The sequence below is a fragment of the Acrocarpospora sp. B8E8 genome, assembly GCF_039871605.1.
Lineage (GTDB): Bacteria > Actinomycetota > Actinomycetes > Streptosporangiales > Streptosporangiaceae > Acrocarpospora > Acrocarpospora macrocephala.
In genome coordinates this window covers 1-19388 of sequence record NZ_JBDPLV010000100.1, presented here as the reverse complement: position 1 = coordinate 19388, position 19388 = coordinate 1, and the positions used below count along the sequence as shown (strand labels likewise).

At 65.6% G+C, this 19388-nt stretch carries 13 protein-coding genes and 1 pseudogene; 10 read left to right on the top strand and 4 right to left on the bottom strand.

The features are described 5' to 3' along the window. Positions 1 to 228 precede the first annotated feature (228 nt). The 3 genes from ABGB08_RS49350 to ABGB08_RS49340 are packed head-to-tail and all read left to right on the top strand — an operon-like array spanning position 229 to position 3030. Positions 229 to 1590 carry a glycosyltransferase gene (locus tag ABGB08_RS49350; protein ID WP_347605788.1) on the top strand — a complete coding sequence of 454 codons (1362 nt, stop codon included), beginning with the start codon at positions 229 to 231 and terminating at the stop codon, positions 1588 to 1590. Positions 1591 to 1624: 34 nt separating this feature from the next. Next, positions 1625 to 2800: a cytochrome P450 gene (locus ABGB08_RS49345; RefSeq protein WP_347605785.1), complete on the top strand. Its 1176-nt coding sequence runs from the start codon at positions 1625 to 1627 to the stop codon at positions 2798 to 2800. 35 nt (positions 2801 to 2835) lie between these two features. Beyond that, the gene (locus ABGB08_RS49340; RefSeq protein ID WP_347605782.1) at positions 2836 to 3030 is read left to right on the top strand and encodes a ferredoxin; all 195 of its coding nucleotides are present in this window, start codon (positions 2836 to 2838) and stop codon (positions 3028 to 3030) included. A 114-nt stretch (positions 3031 to 3144) separates the two neighbouring features. On the opposite strand, the gene ABGB08_RS49335 is transcribed toward ABGB08_RS49340, so the two are convergent. The 3 genes from ABGB08_RS49335 to ABGB08_RS49325 form a co-directional block, all read right to left on the bottom strand. Then, positions 3145 to 3342 (bottom strand): hypothetical protein, encoded by a 198-nt coding sequence (locus ABGB08_RS49335; protein ID WP_347605780.1) that lies wholly within the window; start codon positions 3340 to 3342, stop codon positions 3145 to 3147. Positions 3343 to 3559: 217 nt separating this feature from the next. After that, positions 3560 to 3814, bottom strand: coding sequence for a type II toxin-antitoxin system RelE/ParE family toxin (locus tag ABGB08_RS49330; RefSeq protein WP_347605777.1), 255 nt, complete (start codon positions 3812 to 3814; stop codon positions 3560 to 3562). Further along, positions 3798 to 8105 carry a hypothetical protein gene (locus ABGB08_RS49325; protein ID WP_347605774.1) on the bottom strand — a complete coding sequence of 1436 codons (4308 nt, stop codon included), beginning with the start codon at positions 8103 to 8105 and terminating at the stop codon, positions 3798 to 3800. The genes ABGB08_RS49330 and ABGB08_RS49325 overlap by 17 nt, the downstream gene beginning before the upstream one ends. Before the next feature lie 278 nt (positions 8106 to 8383). Here ABGB08_RS49325 and ABGB08_RS49320 point away from each other — a divergent pair. Both ABGB08_RS49320 and ABGB08_RS49315 read left to right on the top strand, forming a co-directional pair. Continuing rightward, a pseudogene (locus ABGB08_RS49320) lies at positions 8384 to 9085 on the top strand (transposase). An 88-nt stretch (positions 9086 to 9173) separates the two neighbouring features. Beyond that, positions 9174 to 9881, top strand: a complete 708-nt coding sequence (locus tag ABGB08_RS49315) for a hypothetical protein (RefSeq protein ID WP_347605772.1) — start codon at positions 9174 to 9176, stop codon at positions 9879 to 9881. Positions 9882 to 10236: 355 nt separating this feature from the next. On the opposite strand, the gene ABGB08_RS49310 is transcribed toward ABGB08_RS49315, so the two are convergent. After that, the gene (locus ABGB08_RS49310; protein ID WP_347605769.1) at positions 10237 to 11577 is read right to left on the bottom strand and encodes a hypothetical protein; all 1341 of its coding nucleotides are present in this window, start codon (positions 11575 to 11577) and stop codon (positions 10237 to 10239) included. Positions 11578 to 11790: 213 nt separating this feature from the next. Between ABGB08_RS49310 and ABGB08_RS49305 the strand changes: the two genes are divergently transcribed. From ABGB08_RS49305 to ABGB08_RS49285, 5 genes are all read left to right on the top strand, one after another. After that, complete coding sequence (locus tag ABGB08_RS49305; RefSeq protein WP_347605766.1) at positions 11791 to 11916, top strand: hypothetical protein; 126 nt, start codon at positions 11791 to 11793, stop codon at positions 11914 to 11916. A gap of 94 nt (positions 11917 to 12010) precedes the next feature. Next, the gene (locus ABGB08_RS49300; RefSeq protein WP_347605763.1) at positions 12011 to 15187 is read left to right on the top strand and encodes a lantibiotic dehydratase; all 3177 of its coding nucleotides are present in this window, start codon (positions 12011 to 12013) and stop codon (positions 15185 to 15187) included. A gap of 32 nt (positions 15188 to 15219) precedes the next feature. Continuing rightward, positions 15220 to 16452 carry a lanthionine synthetase C family protein gene (locus tag ABGB08_RS49295; protein WP_347605761.1) on the top strand — a complete coding sequence of 411 codons (1233 nt, stop codon included), beginning with the start codon at positions 15220 to 15222 and terminating at the stop codon, positions 16450 to 16452. 29 nt (positions 16453 to 16481) lie between these two features. Beyond that, on the top strand, positions 16482 to 18611 hold the full coding sequence (fxlM, locus tag ABGB08_RS49290) for a methyltransferase, FxLD system (RefSeq protein WP_347605758.1): 2130 nt from the start codon (positions 16482 to 16484) through the stop codon (positions 18609 to 18611). A 46-nt stretch (positions 18612 to 18657) separates the two neighbouring features. Next, positions 18658 to 19299: a hypothetical protein gene (locus ABGB08_RS49285; protein ID WP_347605756.1), complete on the top strand. Its 642-nt coding sequence runs from the start codon at positions 18658 to 18660 to the stop codon at positions 19297 to 19299. The last annotated feature ends 89 nt before the right edge of the window (positions 19300 to 19388 follow it).

Here is a 19388-nt window from a genome sequence, read left to right as displayed (position 1 = left end):
GACCCGGCAAACGCCTAGTCTTTGCACGGCTCGCCCAGCCGGCGGCACCCACCAGGCCAGGTCCCCGGGAAACTAGTGATCCCCCTAATTTCATCGCGGTACCTTGCGGGCACGCCGACGTCCGGCCACGTAAAGACGTTCGCGGCGATGACGGATCCGCCACCGGAACAGACGCCGGCGTGTCACCGACTTTTCGGCGGTCCGGCTCCCGCCATGGAGGTGTGCACGATGAACGAGAGCCGCAAGCGGGTGCTGTTCCTCAGCTCCACGGGGCACGGGATTTTCAATCCGTTGCGTGTCATCGCCGCCGAACTGGCCCGGCGGGGCGCGGAAGACCTGTGGTTCGCAGCGGAAGCGGAGTACAAGGCGGACATCGAGAAGATCGACGAGGGAAGCGGCATCACCTTCGTCTCCCTCGGTGACCCCATCCCGGAGATCACCCCCAACAGTTGGGACGACGAGGTGTACCGCAAGGTCACCCAGCGGTCCCGGTGGAAGGCGCACCACGCGGTGGTGCGGCAGGTGTTCAGTCCGGTGCCGACGCAGCAGAAGTACCCGGTGGTCGAGGCCCTGGTCGACGAGATCAAGCCCGCCCTCATGGTCTTCGACACCGTGAACCCCATCGCGATCACGGTGGCCGTCAAACTGAAGATCCCGTTCATCCTCATCTCGCCATTCCTGCCGAGCAATCTGCTCGCGGCGGCGGCGCCGCGCGGGTACCCGATGATGCACTCCGGGCTGTCCCTGAACATGTCGTTCCAGCAGCGGGTCTACAACTCCTATTTCAAGACCCGGGCCAAGCTGATGTTCCTGCACCCGAAGATGCTGAAGATCGTTCGTCACGTCCTGACCACCGTGAAGGAGTTGCAGCTTCCAGCGGAGGTACTCCGCCCAACGGCCAAAACCGATTTCGCCGAGGCCGTCGTGTGCTGCACAGTGCCCGGACTGGACTATCCGATCCCCATGCCCGAGAACGTCCACCTGGTTGGCGCGGTCATCCCGCCGCTACCGGAGGCGCCGGGCGACCATGACCTGTCGAAGTGGCTGGACGCCAACCCCTCCGTCGTCTTCATGGCATTCGGCACGATCACCCGGCTGACCGGCCCCGAAGTCCACGCGGTGACGGAGATCGCCCGCCGGTTGGACGGCCGGCACTCCGTGCTGTGGAAGCTCCCGAAGGAGCAGCAACACCTGCTGCCGCCGAGCGAGGAGTTGCCGCAGAACCTCAGGATCGAGAGCTGGGTCCCCTCTCAGCTCGATGTGCTGGCCCATCCCAACGTCAAGCTCTTCGTCAACCACGCTGGCGGAAACGCGTTCCACGAGGGACTGTACTTCGGCAAGCCGCAGGTCATCCGGCCGCTCTGGGTCGACTGCTACGACCAGGCGATACGCGGCGTGGACAGCGGGGTCAGCCTCACCGTGGACGACCCGCAGACCATCGATGTCGAAGACTGGCTCGGCAAGATCACCCGAGTCCTCGACAACCCCACATTCCGTGAACGCGCCGAGCATTTCGCCAAGGCGATGCGAGAGGCGGGGGGCGTCCACGCCGCCGCCGATCTGATCCTGGGCAGTCCGGCGCTGAAATGATCTGACAGGACCTGCCGAAGGACGTGGCGACAGCATGCCAACTAGCGATCCGATCTCCATCGAGTTCCCGACGCGACGGCGCGGGCAACTCTCTCCCCCGGACGAGTACGCCGAACTGCGGGCGCGCCCGGGCCTGGTCAAGTCGGCGCTGCCCAACGGCAGCACCGTGTGGCTGGTCACGCGCCACGAGGATGTACGCACCGTGCTCACCGACCCGCGGATCAGCGCCAGCCCCACGCACCCGGGGTTTCCGACCATCGGGCGCAACGGGACGGTGCCGCACCCCGACCAGATCCCCGGTTGGTTCGTCGCCTACGACCCGCCGGACCACACCCGGTTCCGCAAGGCGCTGATCCCGGAGTTCACCGTACGGCGGGTGGGCGAGCTGCGCCCGGCGGTCCAGCGGATCGTCGACGGCCGCATCGACGCCATGCTCGCCGGTGGCACCACCGCCGACCTGGTGGCCGCGTTCGCGCTGCCGGTGCCGTCGCTGATCATCTGCGAACTGCTCGGCGTGCCGCGCACGGACCGCGAGCTTTTCGAATCCAGGACGCAGATTCTGGTGACCTTCACGTCGACCGACGACGAACGCGATGCCGCGGCCCAGGACCTGCTGCTCTACATCAACAAGCTGATCGCCATGAAGCAGCGCTTCCCCGGCAGGGATCTGACCAGCCGATTGCTGCGTGCCGGGGTGCTGACCCCCAAGGAGATCTCCGGCGTCGCCCTGCTGCTGCTGATCGCCGGGCACGAGACGACGGCGAACAACATCGCGCTCGGCGTGGTCATGCTGCTGCTGAACCGGCAATGGATCAACGCGCCCGGAGTGGTCGAGGAGGTGCTGCGCTACCTGTCCGTGGCCGACCGGGTGGCACTGCGCGTGGCGGTGGAGGACGTCGAGATCGGCGGGCAGCTCATCAGGGCCGGCGAGGGCATCGTGCCGCTCGGCGCCTCCGCCAACCACGACGAGGGCACGTTCGGGCACGCCGAGCAGTTCGACCCGAGCCGCTCGGCCCGCCACCACGTCGCGTTCGGGTACGGCGTGCACCAGTGTCTCGGGCAGAACCTCGTCAGGATCGAGATGGACACCGTCTTCGGGACCCTGTTCCGGCGGATTCCCACCCTTGAGCTCGATCAGGCGGTCGAGGACCTGCCGTTCAAGTACGACGGCGTGCTGTTCGGGCTGCACGCGCTACCGGTCCGTTGGTGATGGACCTGCACGCCCCCGACAGGATGAGGAAGGTCATGCGTGTCAATGTGAACGCCACGCGCTGCATCGGCGCTGGCCAGTGCGTGCTCATCGCGCCGGAGGTCTTCGACCAGAGCGACGACGGCACCGCCATGGTTCTGGTCGACACCCTGGACGACTCGGCCCAGACGGTGGTGCGGGAGGCCGTCCGCGCCTGCCCGTCCAGGTCCGTCTCGCTGGCGGAAAACTGAAGGGCCGTACCGCACCGGGTGCCCACGACGGCGGAGCACATCGCGCTCTTCCTCGCGGATCTACAGGACCGGGCCGACACATTTCGGGTAGGCCCTAGGTCCCTCACGCCGCGATCAGCCCGAGAAGGGCGTGGGAAAGGTGACCGCCTGGAGCCCTTCGTCACCGGCGCTGACCAGCGTAAGCGTCTCCGCCACATCCACGACGGCCAGAGCACGGATCGGAGAGCGATGCGCCGTGAGCATGACCGACTCATCACCCAAAGCGGCATCAGTGATCCTCACCAGGCCGTCGTCGGATCCTGATGCGAGCACCGGCCGACCATGGATCACTCCATGTACCGATCTGGCCGTGCTCGATTTGGGATACGCGTGCCTGAGAGATGCCCATCCGTTCGCCGAGGAGCTTCTGGGGGACACCCAGACGCTTGCGCATTTCGGCGAGTTGGCGCCGCGTAGCTCTGCCCGCAGTTGCCCGCGGCTGGTTTCCCGGGCGGCGACTCGCTTGGGAGAGTCCCAGCCGGGGTCAACGTCACGGATCTTGGTCTTGGTGTCGGACCATTTCACGAACTCGCTCATCGTCCTCGCGGTAGGCGGCGTAGCGTTCCTCCGCCAGGGGGATCGCGGTGCGGTACCACCGATTCCATTCCCCGGCCTTATCTCCCGCGACCAGTACGATCGCCTCCCGCGTCGGGTCGAACAGAACAGCAGCCGGATCTCTGCCTCGCCAGGTACGCGTGGCCTGAGCTCTTCCACAACGAGATGTCAGCTCACCGCTCTGACTCACCCACTACTTCTGCAATGCCGTACGCACCAATTGCAAGCAACTGATCCAGCAAGTCCAAGACTGCAGATCGGTTATTCTTTGACATTGCTTGAGCATATGCCCGAACTAGCAGTTCACCAACGTGTCGCGCATCGCCTGCGGCACCGGTCCGGACATCCCCAGAGTCAGCACCAAACATATCAATAAAACGTTGCGAGCACTTCAATACCAGGTCATCTACCCTGTCTGGTGCACGCTCTAGGGTAATAAGCAGTTGCGGCAGAGCATGAGTAAAAGCAGGGGACGAGATAAGACTTGTAAGCGGCTCCTTAAAAGCACGAAGCCGTTCACCCCGCAAGGCTCCTGCAACTTCGGCTGCGGCCCGCTGCACATCCTCTTGAGGATCGTGTATGAACTGCTCAAGCCCTCGCTGTGCGACTGCTGCGTCAGACGTATTAGGGAGCCGATGAGCGCATACACTTGCTGCTCCCTTGCGAAGAGCGACGTCATCGAAAGCAAGGACAGAGTCAAGCAAGTCCGACATCCCCCACTGCATCGCAGCTAGCGCAGCCAACTGACCCCCAGCCTGTCGGGTTTCGAAGATTGGCGATCTAATCATTCGTTCGATTACAGGTTTCGCAGTGTCGGGATCTTCATACCCAAGGTGCGCAATCAATCGCGTGACTTTATGCGTCGCCAACAGCATGTCGTCTGCATTAATAAGCTGGGCGAAGGCTTTCAACGCTTCCGGTCGCGCGTGGCGCATAGTGGCATGGATGAGATGGGCCGCGCAGGAACGCACAGCGATAGAAGGGTCAGCAGCCATCCGGTCAAGTACGGGCAGCACCAAGGCTGTCCGGGAGCCGTCCGCATCATAGACAAGGAAATCGCCCAGGATCTCGACTGCGCTGCCACGCGCCGTGTTCATCCCGGATAAGTAAAGGTCCTCACCACCCTTGTGCTCACGCCCAGACCGCCGAACCGTCAAGTTGCTGTCAGCAGGATTAGCGGCATTGACCGACCGATCGATGACGATCTCCACGAGATCATGCGGGACGACCTTGAGATACTTTCGGAGCGCAAAGCCCAACCATCGGTCGTTTGCCGATTGTCCGATAGAGGCAATGTGTCGGACGGCATCAAAGACCGCAGTGGGGTCTGTGAGCACTTCCGCCTCGGCCAATCCAAGGAGGATGGCGTCGCCGTATGCCGAATGAGTACTCTTGGTGAATCGGAGCGCCAGGCGCGCGAATCTACCTGGGTCTCTTGTCGTCTGGTCTTTAAGTACTTGAGATTGCTCTTGTGCACCGCCTGTGAACGTCTGCCAATCCGTCTTCTCGCTGTTGTGCTTGGCCATTGCACCCAACCACTGATCGTCGTTCATACGCTCAGCGGAATCGCGAGAAATCGGTGGACCTATGAAACCTCCGGTTACGCCTTCTGGTTCGGGTGGTTGTGCCATGCCTGCCATTCTTCGTAGCTCGCCAAGGCGACGTCGGCCTACCTCCGAGAGACGAGCTTCATTCATCGCTGACAGCAGGTTGAACATGTACCAGCCTGGACGCTGCTTCTCCCAAGGAAAGCGAAGGGCCAAGATGGCCGCTTCAAGCTGTCGGAATGACTCCTCGGTTACAAATCGGCTCGTAGCCTGGATGACCTGGCGGGCAGCCCACACCGAATTCGAAGCGTACCCACTCATGAACCGATGAGTACCTTCGAGCATGAGATCTACCGCCAACTGCGCGAAGGTCTCGCCCGCGGTACGCAGACCCACGTACAAGAGCCACTGCGCAGCCTCATGGGGATCGGCAGCAAGAGCTTCTAGGGTCGATCGAGCCTCAACTGGATCATGCTCCACTGCAAGGTGGATGGCTGTGGCGGCGCCAACCAGCAGCGCATCTTCCAACTCGTGTGGACTGTTGTTCGGATAACGAAAGTGGAAGTGCCTGTCTAGCAATGGCCGTTCATAGTTACTTTCGTATGCCGTGGCAGCCATCACTTGCAGCATGTACAGAATAATGAGATCGCAGAAGAGTTGCGGAGCGCCAACAGCTCCGAGTTGCACCAGCTTGATTGCGCTATGGTCCCTATCAAAAAGTGCAGCAACCTTGCCGCTATCATCCAGAGTCAAAGCGTCGGGACGATCAACAAGATGCGCGGCTAGCAATTCCACAGCCCATGCTGGTTGATGCTCGCCTAGGTCATGGGTTGAGAGCCACAGTTCGCGCTCCGCACCTTGGTACTTACCGCTGCGTACAGCGCCTAGGAGCAGGTCAAATAGCGGCCGGCTCTCGTGCACATCCGCAAACCGGACGACCCATTGGAGCCAGTTGGGGTAAGCAACATGGGTGGCATGGGGTTGCAGAATCTGAGCTAGACGGTCTGGGTCATGCTTCGCTGCGCCGACCATGACGTCGAGGGCTCGCGACTGGTTTGTCGCATCGGTCCCGGCTAGCCACTCCTCGATAAAGCCTTCAGCATCTAGGCGTTCGAACCAGCCGGCTCCGCAAAGCGAGTGCCACAAGCGATCCTCAAAGGTAGGGTGCGCTTCCAGGACGTTAGCTACCATCTCCCATTCGCGCGTCGTCGGTTCGGCCAACTCGGCGACTAGGGCAATCACAACGTCCTTGATATGGTAGCGGATATTCGGATTGGCGAGTACCCCTTCAACCTCTGCGGCGAAGCGACCAGGCTCAAGCTCTCGCAGGTGACTCATGATCTGTCTGACCTGCGCTCGCCGGAAAAGTTCCTGTTCCCCGCTGGTCAGGAATTCGACCAGCGTCTGATTACGCTCGATCCAGCCCCGAGCAAAGGCATAGTCGAAGAAACTCTCGTGGAAGAAAGCGATCTGCTGACCGTCACGAACCAAGATATGCTCTGAAACAAGGACATCCGCATCGACTGACAGGTCTCCTACGTCAAACGCTGTGGCGGGGACCGAAAGGCGCTGACGCGCACTAATGGCTTCCGCGAGAGTTGAGATGACCTCGTAAAAGCGTATGGACTGTCGCCTCTGGAGGCAATCGGAGAGTTTGCGCTGCCAGAAGGCATCAAACAGATGCTTCGTAGTCTGAAATGAGAGAGCTTCGACGCTATCGGCAATACCGTTTAGCAATACTAGATTCAGGGGAGAACGAAGGAGCTTCTGCTGGTGTGGACTGAGAGCCGATGCGTCCAATCCCATAGCTGTGACCGCTTCGGATGCTTGTGCGTTCGAAAGGTCTGCAACCTCTATACGCTTGCACCGCCTGTCACTAACCAGCTCCCGAATTCGGTAGTCGTTCTCCACATCGAACTTTCGGCAAGCAAGAATGACGCGCATGTTCGGAAACACCGACGCCTCACGAACCACGTTCGCTACGGCATCGAAGTTTCGCGGCATCCGCCCAGAAGCAAGGCTAACGGCATCGAGCTGATCAACGATGAGAACGCAAGGACGGTCTCCCGCCACAGTTGCAAGGGCAGCCACGGGTGAGACTTCCAGGCCGACCCTGTTGCCCAGTTCAGTTGTTGTCGAGAAGGAGTCAAGACGGTCGAGGCGGAAGCCAAGAACAGGGGTTACTGTCGCCAGAAGTGCCCGAAATGCCTGATTGAGGACGGCGGTTTTGCCACCACCTGCTGACCCCGTCAGCAGAAAGAGGCCATCTTCGTGCAGCGAGTCGACGAGTTGCGCCGCTTCCGCACGGGCTATGGCGGGCCGAAGCAGTTCACGCTCAATACTCGAAGCCCACCCAGCGCTAATAGACTTGACCCGCTCTGCGATGGTGCTTTGACGCCGGACATTGGTTCTGTGGAGCCCGTACCTGTCCAACTCGGCTTCGATCTTGGCTGTGTCGAGACGGACACCTAAATTGTTGACGATCAGATCGCCTAAGCCAACGGCAGCAAGAGCGCCCGCTGCACCCTCCAACTGCAACTCAGCAAGTGCCGAATTCGTCTCCACGATGTCACGCTCACTCGGCCAGTCAATCCAGAAGCCGCGAAGCACCCTCCAGGCAACCTCAGCCGCCCCGAAGATAGTGGGTGAGCACAGGTCGGCAAAAGCGTCGCGAAGGTCTTTGTTCGTTAGCCAATCCTTGACGAAGACATCTGCATTTTCTGCACGCCTTGCTCGGTCAGCGAGACTCTGGAGCGTCACGGCGGGCAGGATAGAGATGAATTGAAACCTTCTACCAGCCTCGACATGGCCCTGAACATTCTGCCAAATGCCCTTATCCTGAAGAGCCTTGACGGTCCAGCTATTTGCCCTGCCATTTTGGCGCTTAAGTTGATGAACCTCAACCATATCTTGACGGCGGTAGGTGAACTCCACACCTTGGGCCAAGTCGCCGAAGTCTTCGACGGTGACTGACTCTGCCCTTCCAGCAAGCACGAAAAGGAGGTGCCGTACCGTCCAGGCCCCTTCATAGCGATTACCGAACTTATCGGCCTCGCCTCCAGACCTTGGGCTCACGGCACTTCCTCACCTATCTCTAATCCATACTGACCAACTATCATATAGTCCTCCGATCCTTCAGTCGTAGATTCTCACCTTTGCGGTAGTTCTTGCCGCTGCTGGGCCAGGTAGATCATGCGGGTACGCGTGCACCGATGATGGAGATTGGCTCGGTCGTCACTGATCAGCAGTGGGCCGAGGAGTGGTCGGATCAGTTGGAGAATCTGCTGGTCGAGGTGGGTGAGATCTTCCCGCGGGTGGAGGTGCGGCGTCGGGCGGCTGACTTCGTCCGGGGATTGCTGGGGCCGATCTCGCGTAAGAACGGCTGGCAGTTGGCCGAGTACGTCGGCGACGAGCACGCCTGGGGGCTGCAACACCTGCTGTCGCGAGCGGTGTGGGAGCCCGACGCGCTGCGGGATTTCGTGCGCCGTTACGTGCTGGATGGGCTGGCGATGCCGGGCGCGGGTCCGGGTGATCGACGAGACAGGGTTTGAGAAGCGGAGCCGCAGCTCGGCCGGAGTGGCCCGCCAGTACACGGCACCGGGGGCGCTGTGGGGGGCGCTGTGGTCAACTGCCAGATCGGGGTGATGGCGGCCTGGGCCACCGCAGCCGGGCAAGCCATGATCGACCGTGAGCTGTACCTGCCCAAGGAGTGGACCCAGGATCGGGACCGATGCGCGGGCGCGCACGTCCCCGGCGAGCGCGTGTTCGCCACCAAACCGCGCCTGGCCGAGCAGATGATCAACCGCGTTCTGCCCGAACTGCCGCCCGGCCGTGTGTGGCCGCCGATGAGGTCTACGGCCGTGACGGCGCCTTCCGCTCCTACCTGGAAGAGTGTGGCCTGCCCTACGCGGTGACCATCCAGGCCAACCAGAAAGTGCTGGATCGGCCGGGTTTTCGGCACGTGGCCCGCCTCCTCGCCCGAATCGCCGCAGAAGCGACTGGTTGCGCCTGCCGGCTGGGCCGTCCCAGCGGGACACCCGTACCTGGCAGTGGTGGGTCCGCCGCCTGCCCGACCCGCAGGCCGCTATCGGCGCCGATGACCGGCGGGCCGCCGCCGACCCCGGCTGCTGGGCCCGCTGGGTGATCGCTCGGCGTCGCCCGCAGACCCCGACCGACCGCGACTACTACCTGGCCTGGGGGCCACCCGGCACACCCGTCGAGGAACTGGTTCTCCTACCCGGCGCCCGGTGGCGGGTGGAAGAAGCCATCAAGCTCGGCAAATCCGCCTGCGGCCTGGCCGACTACGAGGTCCGTTCCCACCACGGCTGGTACCGGCACATCACCCTGGCCCAGTTGGCCGCCGCGTTCCTCGCCGTCCAACAGGCCGCCACCGCCGTGACCCAGGACGATCTCCACTGCGACGGCGACGGCACCGCCACCCACACAGGGGTTCTCGCCCCCTCTACCACCAGCACCTCCACGCTCTCCAGCCGCGTTGAGCCGGTGGGGTACTCCACCTACGAGATCCGTCGCCTTCTCCTTGCGGTCACGCCCTTGCCCAGCCCGAGCGCTCGGCTGCGGCACGCGCTGGCCTGGTCCCGCTGGAGACGTCGCCAAGCCGTTGCCCGTGCCTGTCACCGAGCCCGGCAGGTTACCGCCAGACCCCCACCGACGCAGGGATCTCCCAGAGTCACGGCGATCTACGACTGAAGGGCCAGTTGCCGTGTCACGTCATCAAAAGGGAGGTCGCAGCCCCTAACGCCCAGTTCGACCATCGACCATCCTCTCTGTCGGTCTCGTGAGACTTGAGGGAAAAGTGGTCTTCTGCGGCTCAAGTGGGTGAAAAATCATATATAGGACAGTGGCGTCGACGTTGGCTAACCTCGGGGCGAATTTCACCAATGGCGGTGAGGTGGGAAGGACGACAGACCTCGATCGGATCAGCTGAGCAATGATCGCTCACGCCGGAGCATGAGCCGACACTGGTCGAGGCGCACGACGCGCCGACGGAACCTGCGCGAAAGAGAAGGTGTCGTCGACCATGCTGGCGACGGCGCAGCTTCCCTTAGGAAACGAGTGCTTCTCGCAGCGTGGCGGCGGCTTGAGGTGCGTATTGGATCATCGAATCGGCCAGGTTCCTAGCCTGGATGAGGAGGAGCGGCACACGCATGTCACCGGGTAATGCCGTGATGGCATTGGCGGCGATCGTAGAGGCTTCGGCTGGGTTGCCCTGTCTGGCAAGGTAGTGGGCCCGGTCCAGCAGAATGAGCGGGCGGTCCATGGGGTCGTCGGCCGGGTAGGCAGCGAGCGCTCGGGCCTGTTCGTCCCACGCGTTGGGGTCACCGATGTAGCTGAGGATCTGTGAGGAGTACATCATCATCTCGCGGCGTGGGAAGCCGAAGAACGGCTCGTTGAGCTCAGCGTTGGTCAGCCCGTCGACGATGGTGTGCGCGGCGTCCAGCTCTGCTTTGGCCTGGTCCTGGCGGCCAAGGCGGGCGTGCGCGCGGGCAGCCAAGCCGCTCAACTGCGCGGCGGGCGCGTTCGTCGCCTTGCCCAGCGTGGCGCGGGCGTGGTCGGCAATCACGATCACGCGCTGCGGTGCGGGGGCGTAGAACGCGGACATGGCCTGGGCCATCGCGATCCAGTAGCGGGCGGCGGTGTCGCCGGACAGTTCGGCATATCGGGCCGCAGTGTGCAGCCAGTTGCGGGCGGGGCCGTCGTGCTGCAAGTCGGTGTAGAGCGCGCCCACCAGCCCGCTCATGCGGGCCGCCGTCAGGTGCAGGTCACGCTGATGGGGGTAGCGCTCAGCGAGGTGGGCGATCTCGGCGAGATCAGGCCCCACCGCATCCAGCAGCGTGGCAGGCGCAAGCGTGCCGTACGACTCGACGTGGGCGGCGGTCACCTGGGCCCAGTGGTCAAGGTCGGAGGCGGGCAGCACCCGGCGCAGGTTGGCATCCATCAACGATCGTGTGTGGTCCAAGCTGAGCGCGAGCGGCGCCGCAGCGGCCAGTCCGAGGAATTCACGACGGTCCACATCGTCCTCCGGGTCACTCAGAACTGCCGGAACCTGCCCCACCAGAGTAGCGACCGGATCGTCGTCGGCCAGTCCCAGCCGTTCCAGCCGACAGCGGAACCACAGCGCGAAGTACCGCTTGTAGAACGCGCCGGGAGTGATATGCCCGTTCTCGTAGCGGGACAGGTTCTGCACGTTGAGGCCGCACGCCTGCCCGTCGTCGGCCGCCAGCGCATGGACACCGGCCACTACCTCGGCCTGGGTCTGACCAGAGGCCAGCCGCCATGCCATGAGAAGTGTCGGTGCGCCGGTCTTGTCATGGATGGCCTGAACGAGCTGCCAGGGCGTCCACGCCGATGCGGCGGCTGTGGCACGCAGCTCGGCGGCGATCATGTCCCGGGCCGAAGGCTCCACACACGGAACGTAGCACCGCGTGCGCGATAGGCAAGGGCCTTCACGGTAGCGACCTTGTGACAACGCACTTGTCAGCAGGTGGCAATTTCCCGACCGGTCGGCATGGCGTTGGCTGAAAGCGCCGGGGTTCGTTCCGTCCAGCGGTACGGGTCCCCGCGATCGTCATCAGCCCGTATGACAGGAGGAACCCTCATGGCTGCTCAGACGCCAGCCGTGCTCGACCTCGACGTCACCATCGTCGAGGTCGGCGCCGCCACCCAGGTCCACCCGGGCGACACCGATAACGGGTGCGACACCGTGGCTGGAGGCGACTGCTGACCTTTGCTGACCGTCCCCGCTGTCGTCCGCGTAGCACGCTCGCGCGGACGACAGCGGACCATCGTGAGCAGATCCGCGAAGGAGGTGGCAGGCGATGCGCACGCCAGGGTTCCAGCGCGTGGGCGGCGCGACACTGCGCGCAAGCGTGTTCGACGTGGAGACCGTGATGGTCCCGCCCTGGCCTGGGGGAGACCTCGGCCTGGACGAGGACACCGTCGCCGGACAGTGGCGCGAGTGGGTGAGGCAGGTGTGGAGGCTGCCCTCGATCGCCGACGCGATCACCGTGGCCAGCCCCACCGTCGCGGCCCGCGTGCAGGCGGTGCTCGGCGGACGTCAGATCGCCTGCGAACCGGTACGGCGTCTGGCCAGGACGCTTGCCCGCTACCTGGTGCGCATGCGAGGACGGGCGACGCCCTTCGGCCTGTTTGCCGGGGTCGCTCTTGTCCAATTCACGAACCTTCCGCCAGCGGACACGATCATCGGCCACTCGCACGTTCGTGTCCGGGCGGACGCGGCCTGGCTCGCAGAGATGATCGTTTGTCTGGAAGCGGTCTCCGCGATCCGCCGCCGACTTCCCGTCGTTGCCAACGACTGTACGGTCCTGCGGGGTGACCGGCTGGTCGTGACCTGGCAGCCTCGTGCCACAGCAGGACCCGGCTCCGCAGCTGAGATCTCGGTACGGCACAGCCCGCTCCTCGACGTGATCGCTGACGCGGCTCGCATCCCGATCGTGGTGAACGCCTTGCTGGACAAGCTCGCCGCGGATCTGCCCGACGTTCCCGACACGGCGATCGACGACATGCTGGCCACGCTGATCAGGTCCGGAGTTCTGATCAGCAGCCTGCGTCCGTCCTCCACCAGCAGTGATGGTCTGGCTCATGTCCTGACCGAACTCGACACTCACGCGGCCGACGTGCTCGCGGAGATGCCGCTGGTCGACGACCTGCGCGAGATCCATGCACGTCTGACCACAGCAGCCCGGCGATCCTGGGCCGCGACCGTGACCGTCGGCGCGCGTATGCGGCGGCTGGCCCTGTCCGTCGCCCAGCCGCTCACGGTGGATCTTCGGTTTGACCGGGCCCCGGGGCTTCCCGAAGAGGTGGCCGCCGAGGCGCAAACCGCTGCCGAGGCGCTGCTGCGGCTGGTCCCGGACCCTGACGGGCATGCGGGGTGGCGAGCCTTTCACGCCATGTTCCTGGACACCTACGGTGTGGGGTCCCTGGTCCCGGTGCGCCTGCTGACGGATTCCGCCGCCGGGCTCGGCGTGCCCGCCCATGCTGCAGGCCCAGGAGCGGGCCTCACGCGACGCGATGAACACCTGCTGGCCCTGGCTCAGCAGACGGCACTGGACGGCGCGTGGGAGATCGTATTCGACGACTGCACCATCGACCGCCTCTCCGGGAACGCGACGAGACAGCCTGCCCCGCATATGGAGTTGTGTGTCGATGTGCGGGCAGCGGATTCCGCCGCGCTGGCGCAGGGCGCGTTCACCCTGGCGGTCCTCGGTATCGGCCGGTCGGCGGTCGCCATGACCGGCCGGTTCCTCGACGTGTTGCCGCCCGCTGATCGGCTGGCGATGCTCAAGGAGTACGCCGACCTGCCGGTCGCCGTCCAGGATGCCATCGCCGCGCAGCTGTCCTTCCCACCCAAGCAGGGACGTACGGCGAACGTCGCCACCGCGCCGCCTGTGCTGCCCGCGATGATCACCATGGCCGAATACCCTCACACCACCGAAGGCCGCGCCGTTGACTGCATCGGGCTGGACGACCTTGCCGTCACCGCAGATGCGGGTCAGTTCTACCTGGTGTCCCTGTCGCGGCGGCGGATCATCGAACCGATCCTAGCCAACGCGACCGCGCCGCATACCTGGCCCCCGATCGTGCGTCTGCTCCTCGGCCTGGCCCGCGCGAGAACCGCTGCGGTGCCCATGTTCACCTGGGGGGCGGCGGAATGCCTGCCGTTCCTGCCCCGCGTCCGCTACCGCCGAACCATCGTGTCGCCCGCCCGCTGGCGAATCCCCGATGGCACCCTGCCCGGTGCTGCCGCTTCCGACGATGTCTGGAACCAGGCGGTGGCCACGGTGCGTGACCGCCTCAGCGTGCCGAGGTGGGTAAGTGTGGGAACCGATGATCGTCTTCTGCGGTTGGACCTTGACGAGCCGATGGACCTGGCGGTCCTGCGCGCGCACGTGAACGGCAGTGCAGGTGACCTCGTTGTCCGCGAAGCGGCCACCCCGGACGACTACGGCTGGCTCAACGGCCGCGCCCACGAACTCGTCGTCCCCTTGGCCTCTACAGCACCTCCCGCCTCGCCCCCGGCCATCGTGACCCAGCCGTGCCTTCCTCCACCGGTCGCTCGCGATCACGTCGACCTCCCCGGCACGCAGGTGCTGTTCGCCAAGCTGTACGGGCCCGCAGACGCCGCCGACACCGTCGTGACCTGCCACCTGCCCGACCTGCTGTCTGCGTGCGGCCGCCCGCCCGTGTGGTGGTTCCTTCGCTACCGCGACCTGCGCGGCCGACAGCCTGATCCTGCCCCGCATCTGCGTGTACGGCTGCGCCTGGCCGACGCGAGCGCCTACGGTCAGGCAGTCACCGCCCTCGGCGTCTGGGCGACGGGTCTGCGCCAGCGCGGCTTGATCGGTGACCTCGTCCTTGACACGCACGTCCCCGAGTTCGCCCGCTTCGGCGGCGGCGCCGCCCTTGCCGCCGCAGAGGCGTTGTTCGCCGCTGATTCGGCCAGTGCTGTGGCGCAGTTGAGCTTCCTGGCCGCCGAAAGCGTCCACCCCGCGCTGTCGAGTCGGGCGCTCACCGCAGCGAGTCTTGCCGACCTGGTGTGCGCGGTCACCGGGGACACGACCACGGGAATGCGGTGGCTGATCGACCACGCTGCACCCACGACCCGCGTGCCCCAGACCCGCACCGATCCCGGCCGCCGAGGCCATCAGGACGTTGTGCGCCAGGCGATCGCCTTCCTCGACCCCATGCATCGCGGGGACAGCCCGCCGGGAGCGATCACCCGAAGCGACGAGGTGCTCACCGCCTGGCGGACGCGGCGGCACGCGGCGGCCACGTACGCCCAACTGCTGGCCCGCGACCCTGCCGCCGCGCACGTCTCCGCGGATGCGGCGCTGCGGGCGCTGCTGCACCTGCATCATGTCCGCGCTCACGGCGTCGACCGCGACTGCGAACAGCGCTGCCATCGCCTCGCCCGCGCGGTCGCCCTGGCCTGGACGGGCCGCCCCACTCCATCGCCGGCGAGGTCGAGATGACGCCACCTTCAGATCACCCCATCGGTACGCTCATGCTGGTTGCGCGGCCAGGACAACTGGCCACGGCCACTCGTCTGACCGACACCGTCGCCGAGCCGCCCCCGCCACCCGCTGATGATGATCGCAGCGCCACCAGCCCACGCTGGCTGGGCCAATCGCTGTCCAAAGGCGCAGCCGGGATCGCCGTCCTGCACGCGGCACGAGCTCGGGCGGGCCTGGCAGACTGGACGCCAGCCCACAACTGGCTGGCTGCAGCCACGCGCGACGACCTGACTGCGGCAGGCGGGGCGGGCCTTTGGTTCGGCGCGCCCGCAGTCGCCTTCGCCCTCACCTTCGCGCCAGCCGAGCTCTATCCGTCGACCCGGGCGGCGCTCGACGCCGCCGTCACCGCCCTAACCCGAACGCGCCTGGCGGCGGCCACCGTCCGGATGGACGCACGAACCCGGCCGACCTCAGCCGAATACGACCTGGTGCGCGGCCTGACCGGGCTCGGAGCGTACGCGCTAAACCACGGTCGCCACGACCTCGTCCGCGACGTCCTCACCTATCTCGTACGGCTGACCGAGCCGGTGAACGTCGCCGACGCAGCCGGGCTCGACGTGCCCGGCTGGTGGACCAACGACCCGCACGCAGCCTCCAACCAGGGCGGATACGCAAGCTTGGGGATGGCCCACGGGATCGGGGGCCCGCTCGCGCTGCTGGCCCTCGCCCTCCGGCAGGGCATCATGGTCGACGGCCACGCCGCCGCGATCCAACGGATCTGCCAGTGGCTGGGCTCCTGGCGGCAGGACGGATCGCACGGGCCATGGTGGCCCGAACGTGTGTGCCTGTCTGAGCATCGTACGCGCCGACCTGCTCAATCCGGCCCGGCTCGGCCCTCCTGGTGCTACGGAACCCCCGGCTTGGCACGGGCCCAACAACTGGCCGCGCTCGCAACGGGGGACGGCGCCAGGCAGGACCTGGCCGAAGACGCCCTGGCCCGATGCGTGTCCGATCCCGTCCAACTCGGTCGACTCGCCGGCCTTGGCCTGTGCCACGGCTGGTCCGGGACACTGGCCACCGCGTGGTGCGCGGCAGCCGACGCCGACTCTTCGCGGCTGGCGGACCTGCTGCCGCAGCTGACCGACGCCGTCATACGGATCGCGGCCAGCACCCGCCCTGCTCCTCCTGGATTGATCGACGGTCGTGCCGGGGTCGCATTGATTCTGCACTCCCTCACGCACGCGGACAGCACCCGGTGGATGCGATGCCTGCTGATCAGCTGACGACCCTCACGCGAAGACGGATACCTGACATGAGCAAGCCCAACCCGGCCGTCCCATGGACCCAGGTGAGCCTATGGTGCCCGAACTGGCGGGCAGCCGAGCGGGTCGCCGTCACCGATCTCGGCCCGTTCCTGGACACTACCGAGCGAGATGCCGTCATCGACCGATGGTGGTTCACCCGTAAAGGTCCCCTGTGGCGGCTCCGCGTTCAGCCCGCACCGCAGCGCGCCGACCATGCGGTCAGTGAACTGCATGCCCGCCTGGAGGACCTGACTGCCCGCCGTGCCATTCAGCGGTGGGCGGTCACAATCTACGAGCCCGAAGTTCACGCCTTCGGCGGCGACGACGCGATGGAGGTAGCCCACACACTGTTCCACCTCGACAGCCGCTACATCCTTCGTTACCTCAACCAGACCGGCGACGACGGCCAGAACGGTCGCGGCGCTCGTGACCACCGACGCGAGCTGGGCCTGCTGCTCGGCCACTCCCTGATGCGTGCGGCAGCTCAAGACCGCTACGAACAAGGCGACATCTGGGCCGAGGTCGCCGCGCACCGGATTTCAGGTGCAACCGATCTCCAGTCGCCGTCGGCCGACGTGGTCGCTGCCGTGCATCAGCTCACGACCGCCCACACCCCCAGCGCACACAGCCCACTGGTCAAGCACCCCGACTGGGCTGCCGCCTTCGCCGCCGCCGGACGCGATCTTGCCGACCTGGCAGGCGACGGCCACCTCACGCGGGGCCTTCGTGCCGTACTCGCCCATCACATCCTGCACGCCTGGAACCGCGCGGGCATCCCCGGATCGCATCAAGGGGTGCTGGCGGACACCGCCGCCCGGCTTGCCTTTCACCGCCGAACCTACGCCCCAGCGACGCGACCGCAGACTAGGGTGAGCGCGGTGACCACAGCCAACACCACCGCCGAGCCTTCTGCGACCCTGGACATCGACGCACTGCGTGAGGCACTGATCGGCCAAATTCGCGCTCTGGGCATGCTGCGCAGCCCTCGCGTCGAGGACGCGTTCCGTGCCGTCCCCCGGCACGTCTTCCTGCCCGAGACACCGTTGGAAACCGCCTACGCGCGCCAGGTCGTCATCACCAAACGCGACCGCGACGGCGAAGCGATCTCCTCGGCCTCCTCACCGAGCCTGGTCACCGCGATGCTGGAACAACTCAACGTCCAACCCGGGCACCGCGTCCTGGAAATCGGGGCCGGAACCGGCATCAACGCCGCGCTGCTCGCCGAACTAGTCGGCCCCGCCGGGCACGTCACCACCATCGACATCGACGACGAGGTCACCGCAGCCGCCCGCGACCACCTGTCCGACGCCGGATACCCCCAGGTGGAAGTCCTCTGCGCGGACGGCGCGGACGGGCACCCCGCCAATGCGCCCTACGATCGGATCATCGTCACCGCTGGAGCCTGGGACCTGGCCCCGGCCTGGTGGCGGCAACTAGTCGACGGAGGCCGCCTGGTCGTGCCGCTGCGCCTGCACGAATGCGGCCTGACCCGCAGCGTAGCCTTCGACCACCGGCCCGGCAAAGTCAGCCAGATGGTCAGCACATCCGCTTTGGTGTGCGGCTTCCTCGACATGCGCGGCGCCCTCGCCTATGACGAGCAGTCCATCCCCCTCGCCGACGGCGTCGTCTTGCGCATGAACCCCGCCGACCTCCACACCACCGGCGCCCCAGAGCGTGCCTCGTACGGCAGGGCGCTCGCCCAGGCCATGACCTATCCCGCATGCCAGCGGTGGACCGGCATCACCATCGGCCACCGCGACCCCGTCGAACATCTCGACCTGTGGCTGGTCACCTCAGGCGTGCGGTTCGCCCGGATAGTCGTGACCGCCTCGGCACAAGCCAGCGGCATCGCGACGCCTGCGCTGCGCTGGTCCGGGGCCGCCCTCCACGAGGCGGGCAACATCGCCTACCTCACGCTCCGCCCCACCGGCGACGCCACCGACGAACTCGGCGTCGTCGCTCACGGCCCAGACGGAGCCGCCCTCACCGATCAGACCGTCGACCTGCTGAACCGCTGGCACGCCCAGCAGCCGGCCCAGCCCCTCATCACCGCTTATCCCGCAGCAACGCCCGACGACGCCATGACGCCGGGCTTCGTCATCCAGCGACCAGACTCCCATTTGGCCATCGCCTGGTAACCCGTCGCGCGCCGGTCACCGTCGCGCGAGGAAGGGGTGCAGACCTGTGTCGAACATCCGCCAGCACGTGCCGAAAGCGACCGTGCTCCGCTTTCCCCTGGTAGCCCGTCCCCGGCCCATCTGCCGTCCCGTGCCGACCCGACTCGCCCAGATTCGCAACCGCGTCGACCAGGCCAGCCAGGGCGGGCAGGAAGCGCTGCTACGCGCCGCCGAATCTCTGAATCTGGCCGCGCTTCTAGCCAGCGACTGCGGCCAGTCTGACTTAGCCCGGGATCTGTGCCGACGGCAGTTCAAGATCTTCTCCACCGCCCGGCCGCTCCGCGCGTCAGCCGCTCAACTCGCCCTCCAACCACTGATCAACCTCGCGCGATTGCTGTCACGTGAGGGCAACGGTCAGGCCGGGTTCCAAGCCTTGGACTCTCTACTTACCGCTCTCAAGACCCAGGGCTCCGCTGAAATCAACGGTGTCACCTTCGATCTTCGCGGCTTCGTCGCATCAGCAGACGATCTGCATGAGATCTGCCGATGGTTGCAGGAAGTCGTGCTGTCGGATGGCGTCCGCGCCCTGGCCCGCGCGGGGCGATGGGATCGAGCGGTCGCCTATGCGGAGACGCACGGTGCCATAGGCCCAAGTTTGAGGGAAGGACGACAGGTAAACATTCACGCCAGTGACTCTGGGTGTTCGTGAGCCTCGTGTGGCGAGCAAGGTTCATGGGTTGCCGGGCGACACGCCGAGCCGGGTGCGTGCTTTGTCCCTGATGAGGTGATCCGCTTGGT